Consider the following 15,390-nt stretch of genomic DNA (forward strand, 5'->3'; position numbering starts at 1 on the left):
AGGACAAGCCTGCTCGCCACAACAGCCCACCTGCCACAGACTTGGCTATCGCAGGCAAGCCAGCTCCCACATTTTTAGACCACAGTCAGGCGGTTGGTTTTGAAGGATTCAGGCACTCGATAGAACGGTCCACCGTGGTCTTGGCCACCTCCAGCAAATGCCACACCGCCAGAATCTTCGCCCGCTGGGGGCTGGCCAGCAGATCGCCGCAATTGAGCGCGGTCGCTGAAGCGCTGTCGAGCAAGCTGGCGGTGTAGAGCAGGGCATCTTCGAAGCTCAAATCTTCGATTTGAACACCCTTGGAGGGCAGGTAATGGTCGATGGCGCGATTGAAGGCGGCGCGGTCTTTGGTGGCGTTGCGAGGTGGGTCTGGAACAGTTTTTTTCATGGTGTAACTCCACATGGTTGGAGCTGACACCCTTCGCGACTAAACGAGGGTGGCGGCTGTACGCAGGTTAGTCGACCGGCCACATGGAAAACCGGCGCACCCGAAGGTGCCCTACGCACAGCCACCATAAAACTTCACGGAGGACCATGCGCCATATGAGACCCGAGCGACTAAACCCGATCACTGATAAGCAGTGACGGATTGCAGACTAGCCATCGATTCCAACAGGCACAAGGCGGAAGGGATTGTCTAGGAAACGTCCTGCAATTAAAAGGGATGCGTCTTGCTGGCCTTTTACAAACCATGACCAAACGCCATCAACCGCCGGACCCGATTTGATCGTTCCCACGCTCCGCGTGGGAATGCCGCCCCTGACGCTCCGCGTCACATGTGCGCAAAGGCCAAAGTGGCGGGACGCGGAGCGTCCCAAGAGGCATTCCTTTGCTGCGCGTAGGAACGATCGTCAACGCCATCAACCGCAGCTTCCGATGGAACCTTTTGCGCCGTCACTACCAACACACTGTGCGGTTTCGCCTGAAACCTCAGCCTTTCGACGCTGTTGGATTTTGATGGACAACGCAGCTCATGACCCAAACGTTTGGACACTTTCAGCCTTTCAGACAGGCGCACTTGCCGACGCTGCCTGCTCCTCGCACGGAGGCTGATGCCTCCAGCCTGCCGACACGCGGGCAAACACGGCCGGCAGACGATCAGCGCTCAGCCACGCAAATCTACAAGGACAACCCCATGCTCGGCACGGGCATCATGTCACGCGCCTTTGGCTGGAACCCGCAAAGGCGTGAACGCCAAACCCGTTTGATCACCCACTTGAAGCGACAGGTCGGCGACTTTACCGTCGCCAACCCAGACCCCGTGTCGCGTGCCAACGCCATGTATCGTCTGGCGCGGGTGATTCACCACATTGACAACGACCCCTGCCTGCGCAGGGTCAAAGGCAGTTACCCCGGTGATGGGCGCTTGGACGTGCAGGGTATAAAGGGGTTTGCGTCCGAGGTTGACCGCCTGACCCAGTTCGCCGAGCAAGGCTACCGCGTACTGGGGGAGGGCGGTCGTAGGGGCATCAGGCCAAGGCCTGCCCCTCACGGCCGTGCAGCAGGTGATCGACGCTCGGTGCAGGTGATCACTTCCAATCCCTTGTTCAAGGCACTTGCTACCGTGCTCGATGCTGACGAGCGGGTCGCCTTCACGGTGCACACAGGCGGTGACTGGAACGACCCCCGCTTACCCGCCGATGTTCGCGCCAACAGTGCCGCGAATGCTGAACACGTTCTCGAATTCATTGATCAGCAAGGCGGCGCCCATTCCACCGCCAGTAACGGCGAAATAGACGGAAGAGTGGAGGACGTTCCTGACCTTCCTGCGCCTTACCTGACACGCGAGCATTTCACTTACCCCGGTTCCGAAGCACGGCGGTTGTCGGATTTTGCTTATGTCGGTTATGCCGTGTTTGAGAAGCGCTAGCGGCGTTCCAGGCAGGGTGACGCCGATAATGCCGTCAGCGTTGCGTTGGAACAAACGCCACGCTGCCACCCGAGCGCTTCTGGAACAACCGCTCGCCATTATCCGGCTGCGTGGTGATCACCGTGTGATCCGTGCCCAGGTAGGCCAGCGGTGTCGGGTCTTCCTTGGAATACTGCGCGACGATGATGGTGTGCTGCGGGTCAAAGGCTTGGCCACTGGTTTTTACCAGCCAGGCCATCAAGGCAGCGCTGTCGCCCTGGCGCGGGAAGTCTTGGGTTTCGCTGACGTAGTAGAACGGTTTGCCGCCATTTTGCAGGTACATCGGCACCTTGTTGTCGACTTCTACCATCACCATCTGCCATTGATTCCACGGTGCGCTTTTGGTCGCTTCGGCTTGTACATCGTCGGCGAAGCGGGTCACGCCGCCATTGCCGGTGACCCAGGGATAGATGCCCCCGAGTACCAGCAACAGCAAGCCTGCGGTGAAACCGAAGCCTTTTTGCCAACGTGGCCAACTGGCGGTTTTTTGCTCCAGGCGTTCACTCAACCACCAGGCTGCCAACAACTGGGCAAAAGGCACCAGCGGCAGCACGTAATAGCTGCGCCGGCTGCCACTGGCGGTGAAAAACACAAATAGCAGGCCCAGGCCCCACACCAGCCAGCGCACGTTCGGTGGCGTTTGGCGCCAGTTGCGCAGCGCCAGCCACAGGCCCAGCAACCAGCACGGTGCCCAGGGCAAGGTGTAGGCGGGCAGGTAGATCAGGTAGGTGTAGATCGGCCCCATGTGGTCGAAAGGGTCGAAGAAACGCACGACGTTTTCCTTGAACACCAGTTCAAGGCCACTCTCGCCGTAAGTCGGCGCCCCGTAGAGGTGGGACAGCACGAAGGGAATCGCATAAAACGCCGCTGCAATCAGCATGGCCAGCAGCAGGCGCAGGTTGAGGTGGCGCTTGTAGCGGTGTTCGCTGAGCAGGTGCGGCAGCAGCACCAGGCCCGGCAGCACAAAACCGATCAAGCCTTTGAACAGCGAGGTGGCCGCCAGCAGCAGGAAAAACACGGTGTAGCGCCCCAGCCGCGTGTCGTCCGGCCCGCGCCAATACCACCACACCGCTGCCAGCACGCCGCACACGGTGAGGATGTCGGCCGTGGCCACGCGCGCCCAGAACAGGAAGTAGAAGGTGGTGGCGAGCATCCAGCCGGCAATCAGCCCGGTGCCTTTGCGAAACAGGCGCTCGCCGATCAAGTACACCAGCCAGATGCTCAGCCACGCTGAAATCACTGACGACAAGCGCAGCGACCAGGGGCCAAGCCCGCCCATCAGGTTGGCGAAGCCGGTGATCAGCCAGTAGGAGGGCAGGGGTTTGTCGTAGTAGGGCGCGCCCTTGAGGTAGGGGTCGAAGTAATCACCGCTTTGCAGCATCTGCAACGCGATATTGGCCCAGCGGGTTTCCGGCCCCCACAGGTCGCGACTGCCCAGGCCCAGCAGCAGGAGCAGCGCCGAGACGCCCAGCAGCAGCACCAGGGCGCCGCGTTCGGTTTTGAAGAAACTCATGGGCGTCTCTCAAGGCAGGCGTAACGTTAAGGAAGCTGCGGATAAATAACCAATAGCAGGGCGCCTTTGCGATAGCGTTTGCCACCCGGTGGCAGCTGCCCTTCTTCACGGTGTTCGCTGGTGCTGCGCACGCGCATCAGCACGCCGACCGAACCTTGCTGGCGCGCCTGCGCAAGCCAAGTTTGCACGCTGTCCAGGTCGACCTTGCGGTGCACCGAGTCGGCGTACTGGAGGCCATAACGCAGCTCGCCTTCGGTGTCGTAAAACGCCACCTCCGGGCGACCCAGGCGCCAGGACAAGGCCGATGCGGAGCCCAACTCGTTGCTGATCAAAGCATGGGTTTGTTGCAATTCATCCAGATGCTCAAGCACGAACTGGTCGGGCATTTCGGTATCGGTGATCATCGCCGGCATGCCCGCCGGCAATAACGCCACCAGCAAGCCGATGCCCAGGGCCGGCATTGCCCACAAGGTCAGCGGGCGCAGCGCTTGCAGCAGGTTGGCGAGAATCCAGGCCAGCAAAACGATAAACGCCAGGGACAGGCTGAACATCTCTGCGTGGCTGTTGCCGTACATCGGGTTGCTGATTTGCAGGTAGATCAACGCCACCATCGCCGCCAGGCCGATCACGGCGTTTGCCAGGCCATTGATCAGGATCGCGCGGGTCTTGCCTTGCCGGATCAAGTCGATCAATGCATGGCCCATCAACAAGGCCAGCGGCAGCAGGCACGGCATGATGTAGGTCGGCAATTTGCCGCGGCTCATGCTGAAGAAGGTCAGCGGCAACAGCAGCCACAGCGCCAGGAACACGATGGCCGGCTGGGCTTTGTCTTTCCAGGTCTTGATCAGTGTGGCCGGCAGCAACGCCGCCCATGGCAGGCAGGCAACCACCATGATCGGCAGGAAGAACCACCAGGCGCGCGCGTGCTGGGCATTGTCGGAAGAGAAGCGACGGATATGCTCGTGCCAGAAGAAGAAGCGCCAGTAGTCGGGCTCCTGCAAGTGAATGGCCAAGGCCCACGGCACACAGACGATCGCGGCGACCACAATCGCCAGCGGGCCGTAGCGCAACAGTTCACCCAGCCGGCGTTGCCAGAGGATGTACGGCACGGCGATCAGCACGGGCAACAGCCAGGCCAGAAAGCCCTTGGTCATAAAGCCCATGCCGCAGGCCACACCCAGCACTGCCCAGGCACCCAGACGAGCACGCGAGGTGCGGCTGTCGAGGGCAAACCACAGCGCTACCAGGCTGAGGTTGACCCAGAAGGTGAATTGCGGATCGAGGTTGGAATACCCCGCTTGCCCGGCCACCAGCCCGAAGCTCATGTAGAGCAGGGCGCAGGCGAAGCTTTTGCGCGGGTCGTTCCACAGGCGGCGAGCGATAAGGTAGGCCAGCAACACACTCAGGCCGGTGGTCAAGGCTGAAGCCACACGCACGCCAAACAGGTTTTCACCGAACACCGCCTGACCGAGGGCGATCAGCCAATAGCCGGCGGCGGGTTTTTCGAAATAGCGCACACCCATGAAGTGTGGTGCGACCCAATTGCCGCTCTGGATCATTTCCTGGCTGATCTGGGCGTAGCGGGTTTCATCCGGGATCCATAAACCGTGCAGGCCCATGGGCAGTAGATAGAACACCGCGAAGGCCAGTAGCAACAGAGGTAGGGGTTTAAGCAATCGAGTCATGAAAACGTCACTCCTTGACGTTTAATGGCGAAGTAAGCAGATATGTAAAAGTTTGTAGGAAGAATCACTAAGTTCACTAAGTCGATGAAAATATTCATGACGTCCAATAGTAGCGGGCGCAGTTGAACATGCCAGAACAGGGCTGTCGTTTTGCTGAACATGAAGAAAGTTATAGGTAAAAAAGTGTCTACAGCTTCTTAAGTACGGCGGACCAGGCGGGGCCTTTCATGATGCCAAGCGTCTCGAATTTGCCGTTGGCCAGTACGCGCACGAACAGGGCACTGCCGTATGCAGAAAATGGCGCGCGAGGGTAGCCCAGGGCGCTTTCAAAGTCGGCAATACAGCCACTGTGGGTGACAAAAACGAGGTTGCGACCAGGCCGTTTGCGGCTGAGCAGTTCCTCATCGATGTCTTCGCCGCAGATGGTCTTCTCGCCTGGGGTCAGTTCGGCTCTACCGAACATGAAGTGCGCGGTCTGTACCGTGCGCAAGGCCGGGCTGGTAACGATGTCGGTGTTTTCCAGGCCCAGTAGTTTGAAGGCCTTGCCCACTTCTTCGGCGCGTTGGGTGCCGACGGTTGTCAGGCCTTCAGGTGCGCCGAAGCAGGTATTGGCCGAGCGGTCGCAGCGCTCTTCGTGACGCACCAGCACGATCAGGTCGCCATCACGCCAGGCCGGCAGCACTTGCGAGGTGAGCAGGCGATTGCCGACGCTCAGGTCGCGCGGCGCAAACGGCCAAAACAGGAAACCGGCGAGCAGCAAGCCGATAACGGCAAGGCCCGCCCACCACTTTCGCAGACGCTTGAGATAGCCCCGGCGTGAGCGCGGTTTGGTCAGGGTAAGGTCAACCACATCATTCACCATGGGCACTGTCTTCAGTGTTTTATTCAAATAGGCGCAACGCACTGACGGATGCCCGTAGTTGAAGCGGAGCGTGTCATAGCGCTGCTGTCTTTTGGCTGAACATCCAGCCGTTAGAAGTTGCCGTGGGCGGCAACTAACAAGTTGCTGGCTATCGATACTGGGGGGCAATTTAGAGGGGCGAGGGTGGGCAGGCAGTGAAATCGATGTGAAAAATTTGCATGGGGTCGTCCGTCAGCCGTTATGCTCGTTTGCAGTCCTTTAAACGAGCGTGTTTATGTTGCAGGTGCAAGGTGTTGTTAAAAGCTACGCCACCCCGCAAGGCCCACTGCCGGTGCTGGCGGGTGTCGACCTGTACCTTGGGGAGCGCAGCAGCCTGGCATTGATGGGCGAGTCGGGCAGCGGCAAAAGTACGTTGCTGCATTTGGTCGCCGGGCTCGACCGTGTGGACGCCGGCACTGTCCAGGTGGGCGAGCAACGCCTGGACCAACTGAGCGAGGCGCAACTGGCGCATTGGCGCCGCACCGAAATTGGCCTGGTGTTCCAGCAGTTCAACTTGATCGGCAGTTTGCGTGTCGACGACAACCTGGCGTTCCAGGCCCGTCTGGCTGGGCGCTTCGACCCGCAATGGCAGGCGCAACTGGTCGAGCGCCTGGGCCTGGGCGACTTGCTCAAGCGGTATCCCGAACAACTCTCCGGCGGCCAACAGCAGCGGGTTGCGGTGGGCCGTGCGTTGGCTTCGCGCCCCGGCTTGTTGCTGGCGGATGAACCTACCGGCAATCTCGACGAGGCCACCAGCGATGACGTGCTGCAATTGCTGCTGGACCTGCTGCGTGACAGCCCCACCAGCCTGTTGATGGTGACCCACAGCCCACGCATCGCCGCGCGCCTGGACCGCCAGGTGGTGTTACGGCGTGGCCGTGTGGTCGCTTGAGATGAGGGTATTTTATTGGGCACTGCGCGCGCTGTTGAGCCATTGGCGACGGCACCCGGTGCAGTTCTTCAGCGTGCTCACCGGCTTGTGGCTGGCCACCGCGCTGTTGACCGGCGTGCAGGCGCTTAACAGCCAGGCGCGCGACAGCTATGCGCGTGCCAGCCAACTGATTGGCGGTGAGCCGCAAGCCAGCCTGAGTGCGCCAGACGGTGCGAGCTTCCCGCAAGCGCTGTTTGCCGAACTGCGCCGTGCCGGCTGGCCGGTGTCGCCGGTGGTGCAGGGGCGGCTGCTGCTCAAGGGGCATGAAGATCTGCGCCTGCAATTAATGGGCATCGAGCCGTTGTCCTTGCCTGGTGGCGGTGCGGTGGCGGGGCAGCGCTTGAGCCAGGCGCAGATGCTCGGGTTTTTCAACCCGCCTGGGCAAACCTGGATCGCCGCGCAAACCTTGCAGGCGTTGGGGTTACAGGCCGGTGAGCAACCGTTGACGGTGAGCGGCCAACGGTTGCCACCGTTGCAGGTGCAGCCCGACATGGCCCCCGGCCTGCTGCTGACCGATATCGGCTTCGCCCAGCCCTTGTTGGACATGCCGGGGCGCCTGTCGCGCCTGCTGGTGGACAAGGCCTTTGCCGCCAACCACCCGACGCCGCCCGCCGCGTTGCAACTCAAGCAAGGCGAAGACAACAACCTCTCGCGCCTGACCGAGAGCTTTCACCTGAACCTCGATGCCTTGGGCTTTTTATCCTTTGTGGTCGGCCTGTTTATTGTCCACGCCGCCATCGGCCTGGCCCTGGAACAACGCCGTGGCTTGCTGCGCACCTTGCGTGCCTGCGGGGTCAGCGCGCGCGTGCTGATCGTCAGCCTGGCGGTTGAGCTGGGCGTGTTGTCGTTGCTGGGCGGCGTGCTGGGCGTGGTCAGTGGTTACCTGCTGGCAAGCCTGTTGTTGCCGGATGTGGCCGCCAGCCTGCGCGGCCTGTACGGCGCCGAGGTGGCGGGCCAGTTGAACCTCAGCCCTTGGTGGTGGCTGGCCGGCTTGGGCTTGAGCCTGCTCGGTGCCCTGCTGGCAGGTGCCAGCAGCCTGTGGCGCGCGGCGCGTCTGCCCTTGCTGGCGCTGGCCAATGCCCAGGCCTGGCATGAGGCGCACGGGCGCTGGCTGCGACGTCAGGGTTGGGTGGCAGCTACCGCGCTGGCGATTGCAGTGCTGGCGCTGTGGTGGGGCAACAGCCTCGCCGCCGGGTTTGTGCTGATGGCCGCTTTGCTGCTGGGCGCGGCGCTCGGCCTGCCGGTGGTGCTCAATGGTTTGTTGACGGCGGTGCTGGGGCGTAGCCGTTCAGTATTGGGCCAGTGGTTTCTTGCCGATTGCCGCCAGCAGTTGCCGGCCTTGAGCCTGGCGTTGATGGCGCTGCTACTGGCCCTGGCGGCGAACATTGGTGCGGGCTCCATGACCTCGGGTTTTCGCCAGACGTTCAATAACTGGCTGGAACAACGCCTTACCGCCGAGCTGTACCTCAACCCGCAAAACCCGGCCCAGGCCGAGCAGCTTTCCAGCTGGTTGGCGCAGCAATCGCTGGTGCAGGCGGTGCTGCCCACCTGGCAAGTGGCGGTGCAATTGCAGGGCTGGCCGGCGGATGTGTTTGGAGTGGTCGATGACCCAACCTATCGCCAGCACTGGCCGCTGTTGCAATCGGCCAGCGCACCGTGGGACCAACTGCTGCAGGGCGATAGCGTGATGCTCAGCGAGCAATTGGCGCGCCGCTTGAAGGTGGGCCTGGGCGACGCGATCAAGCTGCCTACGCCGCAAGGCGTGTGGTCGCCTAAAGTGGTGGGGGTTTACGCCGACTACGGCAACCCCAAGGGGCATCTGCTGGTCAATTCGCAACACTTGCTGGCGCACTGGCCGGGCCTGGCACCGGCGCGCTTCAACCTGCGCGTACTGCCCGAGAATGTACCGGCGCTGGTGCAGGAAGTGCGGCGCGACTTTGCCCTGGAGGACAGCCGTATCGTCGATCAGCAGCAGCTCAAAGGCTGGTCGAGCCAGGTGTTCGAACGCACCTTCGCCGCCACCGCCGCACTCAACAGCCTGACCCTGGGTGTCGCCGGTGTGGCGCTGTTTATCAGCCTGCTGACCCAGAGCCAAAGCCGCCTTGGCCAACTCGCACCGCTGTGGGCGCTGGGCGTGACGCGCCGGCAACTGATGCTGCTGAACCTCGGCCAAACCTGGCTGCTGGCGGTGTTGACGCTGGTGTTGGCCTTACCCTTGGGCCTGCTGCTGGCCTGGTGCCTGGACGCGGTGATCAATGTGCAGGCGTTCGGCTGGCGCCTGCCATTGCAAGTGTTCCCGTGGCAGCTGGCGCAATTGCTGGGGCTGGCGATGCTTGCCACGCTGCTGGCCTCGGCCTGGCCACTGTGGCAGTTGTACCGCAGCCGCCCGGCGGATTTGCTGAGGACCTTTGCCAATGAAGATTAACCCCTGGTGGTGGGCCGCCGTGTTGCTATTAACCGCCTGCGACAAAGCCCCCGCGCCGCCGGAAAGCTTCGCCGGCCTTGGCAGCGAAGCGGCGGATTTTGCCCAGGTGGTGCCTGGCAAGGTCTTCAGCTTTCCCGAAGACCACGGCCCGCACCCAGGCTTTCGCATCGAATGGTGGTACGTCACCGCCAACCTCAAGGATGCCCAAGGCCGTGTGTTCGGCGTGCAATGGACACTGTTTCGCAATGCGCTGCAGGCCGGGCCGGTAGAGTCGGGCTGGCGCGACTCGACGATCTGGCTGGGCCACGCCGCCGTCACTTCCGCCACCCGGCATTACGCCGCTGAGCGTTACGCCCGTGGTGGCGTGGGCCAGGCAGGCGCCCAGGCAGCGCCGTTCACTGCCTGGCTCGACGATTGGAGCTTTGCCACCCGGCCCGGTGCCGCCAGCGCCTTGGCCGATATGCAACTCAAGGCTGCAGGCCCACAGTTTGCCTACGATTTGCACCTGACCTCCAGCCGCCCGCTGGTGCTGCAAGGCGATAACGGCTACAGCCGTAAATCCGATCAAGGCCAGGCGTCCTACTACTACAGCCAGCCGTTTTTTACCGCAGCAGGCAATGTCACCCTCGACGGCACCACCTATCAGGTCAGCGGCCCGGCCTGGCTCGACCGCGAATGGAGCAGCCAGCCGCTGGCCGCCAGCCAGACCGGCTGGGACTGGTTCTCCCTGCACTTGGACCGTGGCGAGCAGTTGATGCTGTTTCGCGTGCGGCAAAAGGACGGCGCGGGTTACCTGACCGGCACCTGGATCGACCAACAAGGGCACACCCAGACCCTGCATAACGACGATATTCAGCTCACACCGCTGGCCACCACCGAGATTGACGGGCGCACTGTTCCTACGCGCTGGTCACTGAAAATTCCCGGCAAGCAACTGGATATCACGCCCCAGGCCGTCAACCCGAAGGCATGGATGAACCTGAGTATCCCGTACTGGGAAGGGCCGGTGCAGTTTGACGGTGGTGTGGGGTATCTGGAGATGACCGGGTATTAATCGCGAGTTTTTGTAGGCGATTTTTCTCTGCCGAGTAGGCAACTTCCCAAATGTGATTTTCCGCACCTGCCCTTGTGTGCGGGCTGCCTGCGCTTGCCTATATTCCGACGCCATCTTCATTGCATCCGGGATGTAAGGCATGGCGCAGGGATTCATCAATGACCGCACAACGGACTACCACAGTCTGAAATTCAGGGCGATGGGCGGGGCGCCAAATCGTCAGCGTTCTGATCACTTTGACGTGTTGAACCGGCACTTGCGTACGGGCTTGGTAACTCCGGGGCAACTGGTGATTATCCCTGACGACTTCAGCTTCAGCTGTCGCAGTGAAGAAGCTTAGTTGATGCGTTATGGCGAGCAGATCCGCTGGCGGCTGGAGCCATCGGCCGGCTCGGCGGTAATCAATAACTACGACTTGCTGCAGAGCTTGCTGGCGAATGGTTCGATTGGTATCGGCAGCGCCACGTCGGCGTGGGCGCGGCACCTGGATGAGGTGGCGCAGACCCTGGAAGCGATTGAGCGCTTGCATCAGCGGTTGAAGGGCGTTGGGTTGGACCGAGGTGAGTTTGCTCGTCAGCGCCAAGGGCTGTTTCGGCAGATGGACGCGCAACTGCAAGGCGCGGCGCGGTTTGGCACGGGGTTGCGGGGCAATCAATCGTTGAAGAAGATGCTGGGGATATCGACCAAAAGCTTTCTGCATAAGGGTGAGATTGCGGGGTATGCGCAGCGGGTGGGGGCGGTGGCGCAGGTGTCGAAGTGGTTGGGGAAGGGGATTTATGTGGGGTTGGCATTGGATGTGGGAGCAGCAGGATTAGAGATCAAGGAGGCGTGCGGGATGGGAAGGGAGGCGCAATGTAGAAGGGCGAGGTATGTGGAAACGGGAAGGTTGGTGGGGGCGGTGGCAGGTGCCGCTGTGGGCGGAAAATATGGTGCAGCCATCGCTCGTCGTGCATGCAACATCGTGTTGGGTATTTCTATGAAGGGGAATGGTGCGCTTGCCTGTGGCGTTATTGGAGGCGCCGCTGGAGGGTATGGCGTAGGCAATGAAGGTGGTGATTATGGAGCGCTTCTGGGTGGGAAAATCCTGGAGGTCAATGGTGATTTGATCTTCGAGCCAGAGGGCGCGTAACCATGGATTTTTTTCTGGTCTACTCAATTGTGTGGTTTGTTTGGATGTTCGTCGTTCTGGGGCTGATGCTTTTTGCCGAATATACAAAACTCGATGAGGTGGAAAGTTACTTCAGTCACAACGAGCGGGTTCGTGGCAACAAACGTTTTTGGAGACGAAAGGAGTGGATTGACAGGCAGTACCGCATGTTGCTGATTTTTGAGTTTCTGTCCGATTCAAAGCGCCACGTGAAAGCCGGTGTTGTGACCGAGGCCGAACTGGCGTCTGTGCCTTTAGCGCTCAAACGCTGGGTGTTATGGCCCTATTACCTGGGGTTTACCTGGCTGATCACAACCGTGGTCTGGTCCGTTTGGCGCAGGTGGGGTGACTTACCTATTTGAAGGAGGTTAATTTTTTCTAAAAAATACTGTTCATGCATACAGTATTGTTCTACATTCCATCCCAGGTGACCGGATGTCACCGATCACCTGAGCATCAATTTTTTAACTATGGATGGATAAAAAATGAAACCAACCAAAGCCTTTATGCTGGGCGCGGCCATGATGGCCTCCTGCTTTATCTCGGCCTCTGCCCTGGCCGACCTGACCTTTCCCAAACTTACCCCTGGCACCGTCAGCCAAGGCGAGATTGACGCGCTCAAACCTGGCGGCACGCTCACTGCGGTGCCGATCCCGGATGAACTGCGGCAAAAGCTGCTGGATGCGCGGGACGGCAAGGCCAAGGCGGTTACCAAGGCTGCCAAATCCGCTCCGTTCAACACCGTTATCGGCACGTTGAAAAAGCCGAATCAGAGCGAGCTGAAAAGTGCAGCGGTCGCCGCCTTTGTACCGTTGTTTCCGACCCTGGATATCAACACCCTCTACACCATCAGTGAAGTGCAGACGGGCCAGGATTTCCCTTACCACTTCAACCTGCCAAAAAGCGCGCGGGTGTTGGTGCAGTTGATCAACCAGAGTGCCGGCGCCGACATGTCGCTGAGCCTGTTCCGCGACGACGGCCAAGGCAACCTGCAACTGTTGGCCACCGCCGATAACCCCGGCAATGCCGATGAATACATCGACGGCGTGCTGCCGGCCGGTGACTACTACTGGTACATGGTGGCCAAGACCGCAACCAACGCGCAGTTCAGTTTTGGCGTAGCGGCAGATACCAACATCGATGCCTTCGAGCCCAACGACACGCCGCAGGATGCTTTTGCGCTGCCGGACTCGATGAACAAGGTGAGCGGCAACCTCGACAACGCCAACGACGTCGATTACTTCGACTTCAAGGCAGTGCGTGGCCAGGCCGTGAGCATGTACCTGGCCGGCGATGACAGCGGCAGCCGTAACCAGTGGATCTTCGAGCGCTTTGATGGCGTCAACTGGATCGTCGTGCCAGCCGGTTCTACCTCCACTTACCCGAGCGTCACGCCGGGTACCACCGTCAAGGTGCGTGTGCGGGCCAACCCGGCCGTGACGCAGAACCCGAGCAAGTACTACAAATTGAGCCTCGGCTCTGCGCCACGCCTGAACAGCTCGCAAGTCACCGGCGACAACATCGTGCGGGTGCCGGCATCGATATTCTGGATGGCGACGCAGGCGGGGCGCACATTGAACTGGACCACCAACTGGTCCGATTCCACGGGTGCGCCACTGCTGGGCGTTACGCCTGTGCTGCGTGTCGACAAACGCTTTGAGGGCACCGAGTTCCATTGGACCGACTTCAAGGCCACCACCAACAGTGCCGGCACATCCCAGGCCAGTGCCGCGCTCGGTACCTGCTTTGGCGACAACCGTGTGCAGTACCCGGACAGCAGCACTGGCGTGCAGTACACCTGGGACACCACCTTCAACTTCGGCGGCTGGCGTATCGAACTGGACGAGTTCCCGGGCGTGGGTGTCGGCGGTGATAACGTGCAGTATGTGACCTTTGGGCACATCTGCACCCAAAACATCATCCATTGATACCGTGCTGTAAATCAGCAGGGGCAGCCTGAACGGGCTGCCCCTTTTTGTTATTCGCCAGCCAACGCCAGCTTCAACGGCAGGCGCGCCATGCCGGTGCTGGTAAGCGAGCCCAGGTACAACCAGTCGCCGTATTCGCGTGCGGTGGTGATCGGCGAGTAGTTGCCGGCCGTGCCATCCTGCAAGTTGGCGATGACCTTGCCATCGATGTCCAGCCCCAGCACAAAGGCTTTACGCTCGATGGGCTTGGGCACCACCATCAGTGCGCGCACCATCACCTTGCGCAACAGCGGGTAGCCGGCGAAACCATCCAGCAACGGGTTGCGCGGCGAATACAGCGCGACCCAGAAGCGATCGCTGCCATTGAAACTGAGGTTGTCTGGCAGGCCCGGCAGGTTGTCGATAAACAGGTCGTGGGTGCCGCTGCGTTCGCCCTTGAGCCAGTAACGGCTGATGCGGTAGGCGCCCGTTTCGTTCACCAACACGTAGTTTTCATCCGGCCCGAGCGTTACGCCATTGGCAAATTGCAGCCGGTCCAGCAACACCTCGGTAGTACCGTTGCTGAAGTCATAGCGCAGCAACCGCCCGTCGCCGCCATGCTCGATCACCGCTGTGCCGTCCTGGCCATAGCCCCAGCGGCTCGTAGCATCGCTGAAGTAGGCATAGCGCCCGCCGGCGTCGACGGTCACATCATCGGTGAGACCAAAGGGGACGCCGTCAGCGCTGCTGCTCAACAGCCTGAGTTGGCGGTTGGCATCCAGGGCAAGCAACCCCTTGACCCCATCGGCAATGATCAAACGCCCATCGGGATGTAACGCCAGGCCGAGCGGGCGCCCGCCGGTGTTGGCGAGCACCTCCAGGGTGTGGCTGTTTGGCGAGGTGCGGATGATGCGCCCGTCCTGCAGGCCGCTGATCAGAAAACCCTGGGGGTCGAGCAGCAAGGCTTCGGGGCCGGCGATGTCCTGCGCGCCGATTTTTTCAATGCCCTTGAGCCGCTGGTTCTCGGCGTAGGCGCCGTCTTTTAGCGAGGGCGCTGTGGGCGGCGACCAGTTCACTGGTTGCACTTTGGTCGGCATCAGCAGCAGAAAAGCGATGACTGCAAGCAGTAGTACGAAGAGCAAATGGCGCAGTTTTTTGGGGCGGGTACTCATGACTATTCCTGGTTGTCGTGGGCGTTCGGCTCCCAGTGCAGGGTGCCGAACAGGTAATCCATCAGTGGTAGGACGATATTGAAATTGCGCCCCTGCATCAGCTCACGGCGGTGGTGCAGGGCGTGCAACTGGTGCATCTGGCGAATCCATGGCAGGCGTGCCACCGGGTGCCCGGCGGGCAGGTGTTCGCAGGCGTGAAACACTTCGTAAAGCAAATACCCAAGGATCATGCACCCGGCAAACAGCCCGGCGACATTGGGGCTCAATTGTTTGAGCAGCCACCAGGCGGGCAGGGTGATCGCCAGGCTGTGCAGCACGATCAGCCAGGCCGGGAACAGAATCACGCGCCAGTCTCGGGGGCTGTCGTAGGTCATGTGGCCGGGGGTAAAAAAACTGTGGTGGTCACCCGTGTGCCGCGCATAGAACAACCGAGCCAGGCTGTGTTTGTGATGGCCGAGGTGGCGGTGTACGAGGTAGATGCACAGGTTGAAGAACACCAGCGTCAGCGGCACGGTCAGCCACTGGAGCGCGGTGATGTGCACGGTGGAGGACCAGGCCAGGGCGATGCAGACAACGCCGTAGCCGAGCACGAAACTGGCATGCAGCCAAGGGTTGTAACGGGCACTCACGGCGGCACGGTAGCGGGCGCGGAAGGTCTCGGTGGGATGGGCCATGGCGGCAAGCTCTGGTTTTTTTGTTGGAGCCTGAGCTTAGTTGGTACGCGAGATAGTGCGAGTTTTTGTGCG

At 61.0% G+C, this 15,390-nt stretch carries 12 protein-coding genes and 1 pseudogene; 7 read left to right on the plus strand and 6 right to left on the minus strand.

What is annotated here, in order from left to right:
- Nucleotides 1-85: 85 nt before the first annotated feature.
- Nucleotides 86-388 carry a DUF6124 family protein gene (locus P5706_RS11505; protein WP_285679315.1) on the minus strand — a complete coding sequence of 101 codons (303 nt, stop codon included), beginning with the start codon at nt 386-388 and terminating at the stop codon, nt 86-88.
- A 585-nt stretch (nt 389-973) separates the two neighbouring features.
- Here P5706_RS11505 and P5706_RS11510 point away from each other — a divergent pair.
- On the plus strand, nt 974-1,870 hold the full coding sequence (locus P5706_RS11510; protein ID WP_285679316.1) for a hypothetical protein: 897 nt from the start codon (nt 974-976) through the stop codon (nt 1,868-1,870).
- Between the two features lie 34 nt (nt 1,871-1,904).
- On the opposite strand, the gene P5706_RS11515 is transcribed toward P5706_RS11510, so the two are convergent.
- The 3 genes from P5706_RS11515 to pmrG all read right to left on the minus strand — a co-directional run bounded on the left by P5706_RS11515 (nt 1,905) and on the right by pmrG (nt 5,969).
- Complete coding sequence (locus P5706_RS11515; RefSeq protein ID WP_285679317.1) at nt 1,905-3,422, minus strand: ArnT family glycosyltransferase; 1,518 nt, start codon at nt 3,420-3,422, stop codon at nt 1,905-1,907.
- A gap of 26 nt (nt 3,423-3,448) precedes the next feature.
- Nucleotides 3,449-5,107, minus strand: coding sequence for a lipid IV(A) 4-amino-4-deoxy-L-arabinosyltransferase (gene arnT, locus P5706_RS11520; RefSeq protein ID WP_200434020.1), 1,659 nt, complete (start codon nt 5,105-5,107; stop codon nt 3,449-3,451).
- A gap of 187 nt (nt 5,108-5,294) precedes the next feature.
- On the minus strand, nt 5,295-5,969 hold the full coding sequence (pmrG, locus tag P5706_RS11525) for a lipopolysaccharide core heptose(II)-phosphate phosphatase PmrG (RefSeq protein WP_200434019.1): 675 nt from the start codon (nt 5,967-5,969) through the stop codon (nt 5,295-5,297).
- A 274-nt stretch (nt 5,970-6,243) separates the two neighbouring features.
- Between pmrG and P5706_RS11530 the strand changes: the two genes are divergently transcribed.
- From P5706_RS11530 to P5706_RS11555, 6 genes and pseudogenes are all read left to right on the plus strand, one after another.
- Entirely contained in the window at nt 6,244-6,900 is a 657-nt protein-coding gene (locus P5706_RS11530) for an ABC transporter ATP-binding protein (RefSeq protein ID WP_138814754.1), read from the plus strand.
- 1 nt (nt 6,901) lies between these two features.
- Entirely contained in the window at nt 6,902-9,364 is a 2,463-nt protein-coding gene (locus P5706_RS11535) for an ABC transporter permease (RefSeq protein WP_285679318.1), read from the plus strand.
- A complete protein-coding gene (locus P5706_RS11540) occupies nt 9,354-10,418 on the plus strand; it encodes a lipocalin-like domain-containing protein (RefSeq protein ID WP_200434016.1) in 1,065 nt (354 codons plus the stop codon). The genes P5706_RS11535 and P5706_RS11540 overlap by 11 nt, the downstream gene beginning before the upstream one ends.
- Before the next feature lie 139 nt (nt 10,419-10,557).
- Nucleotides 10,558-11,547 (plus strand): annotated as a pseudogene (locus P5706_RS11545) (hypothetical protein).
- Between the two features lie 2 nt (nt 11,548-11,549).
- Complete coding sequence (locus P5706_RS11550; RefSeq protein WP_017139558.1) at nt 11,550-11,927, plus strand: hypothetical protein; 378 nt, start codon at nt 11,550-11,552, stop codon at nt 11,925-11,927.
- Between the two features lie 123 nt (nt 11,928-12,050).
- Entirely contained in the window at nt 12,051-13,493 is a 1,443-nt protein-coding gene (locus P5706_RS11555) for a hypothetical protein (RefSeq protein ID WP_285679319.1), read from the plus strand.
- 50 nt (nt 13,494-13,543) lie between these two features.
- On the opposite strand, the gene P5706_RS11560 is transcribed toward P5706_RS11555, so the two are convergent.
- Together P5706_RS11560 and P5706_RS11565 are read right to left on the minus strand one after the other, a co-directional pair.
- Nucleotides 13,544-14,644, minus strand: coding sequence for an SMP-30/gluconolactonase/LRE family protein (locus P5706_RS11560; protein WP_285679320.1), 1,101 nt, complete (start codon nt 14,642-14,644; stop codon nt 13,544-13,546).
- Nucleotides 14,645-14,646: 2 nt separating this feature from the next.
- A complete protein-coding gene (locus tag P5706_RS11565; RefSeq protein ID WP_285679321.1) occupies nt 14,647-15,318 on the minus strand; it encodes a sterol desaturase family protein in 672 nt (223 codons plus the stop codon).
- Between the last annotated feature and the right edge of the window lie 72 nt (nt 15,319-15,390).

The organism is Pseudomonas sp. ChxA, from assembly GCF_030263855.1.
GTDB classification, from domain to species: domain Bacteria; phylum Pseudomonadota; class Gammaproteobacteria; order Pseudomonadales; family Pseudomonadaceae; genus Aquipseudomonas; species Aquipseudomonas fluorescens_CB.

Coding starts and splice junctions, on each gene's coding strand:
- P5706_RS11535 (WP_285679318.1), top strand. CDS start 6,902: ATGAGGGTATTTTATTGGGCACTGCGCGCGCTGTTGAGCCATTGGCGA.
- P5706_RS11530 (WP_138814754.1), top strand. CDS start 6,244: ATGTTGCAGGTGCAAGGTGTTGTTAAAAGCTACGCCACCCCGCAAGGC.
- P5706_RS11555 (WP_285679319.1), top strand. CDS start 12,051: ATGAAACCAACCAAAGCCTTTATGCTGGGCGCGGCCATGATGGCCTCC.
- P5706_RS11550 (WP_017139558.1), top strand. CDS start 11,550: ATGGATTTTTTTCTGGTCTACTCAATTGTGTGGTTTGTTTGGATGTTC.
- P5706_RS11510 (WP_285679316.1), top strand. CDS start 974: ATGACCCAAACGTTTGGACACTTTCAGCCTTTCAGACAGGCGCACTTG.
- P5706_RS11505 (WP_285679315.1), bottom strand. CDS start 388: ATGAAAAAAACTGTTCCAGACCCACCTCGCAACGCCACCAAAGACCGC.
- arnT (WP_200434020.1), bottom strand. CDS start 5,107: ATGACTCGATTGCTTAAACCCCTACCTCTGTTGCTACTGGCCTTCGCG.
- P5706_RS11565 (WP_285679321.1), bottom strand. CDS start 15,318: ATGGCCCATCCCACCGAGACCTTCCGCGCCCGCTACCGTGCCGCCGTG.
- P5706_RS11540 (WP_200434016.1), top strand. CDS start 9,354: ATGAAGATTAACCCCTGGTGGTGGGCCGCCGTGTTGCTATTAACCGCC.
- P5706_RS11515 (WP_285679317.1), bottom strand. CDS start 3,422: ATGAGTTTCTTCAAAACCGAACGCGGCGCCCTGGTGCTGCTGCTGGGC.
- pmrG (WP_200434019.1), bottom strand. CDS start 5,969: ATGGTGAATGATGTGGTTGACCTTACCCTGACCAAACCGCGCTCACGC.
- P5706_RS11560 (WP_285679320.1), bottom strand. CDS start 14,644: ATGAGTACCCGCCCCAAAAAACTGCGCCATTTGCTCTTCGTACTACTG.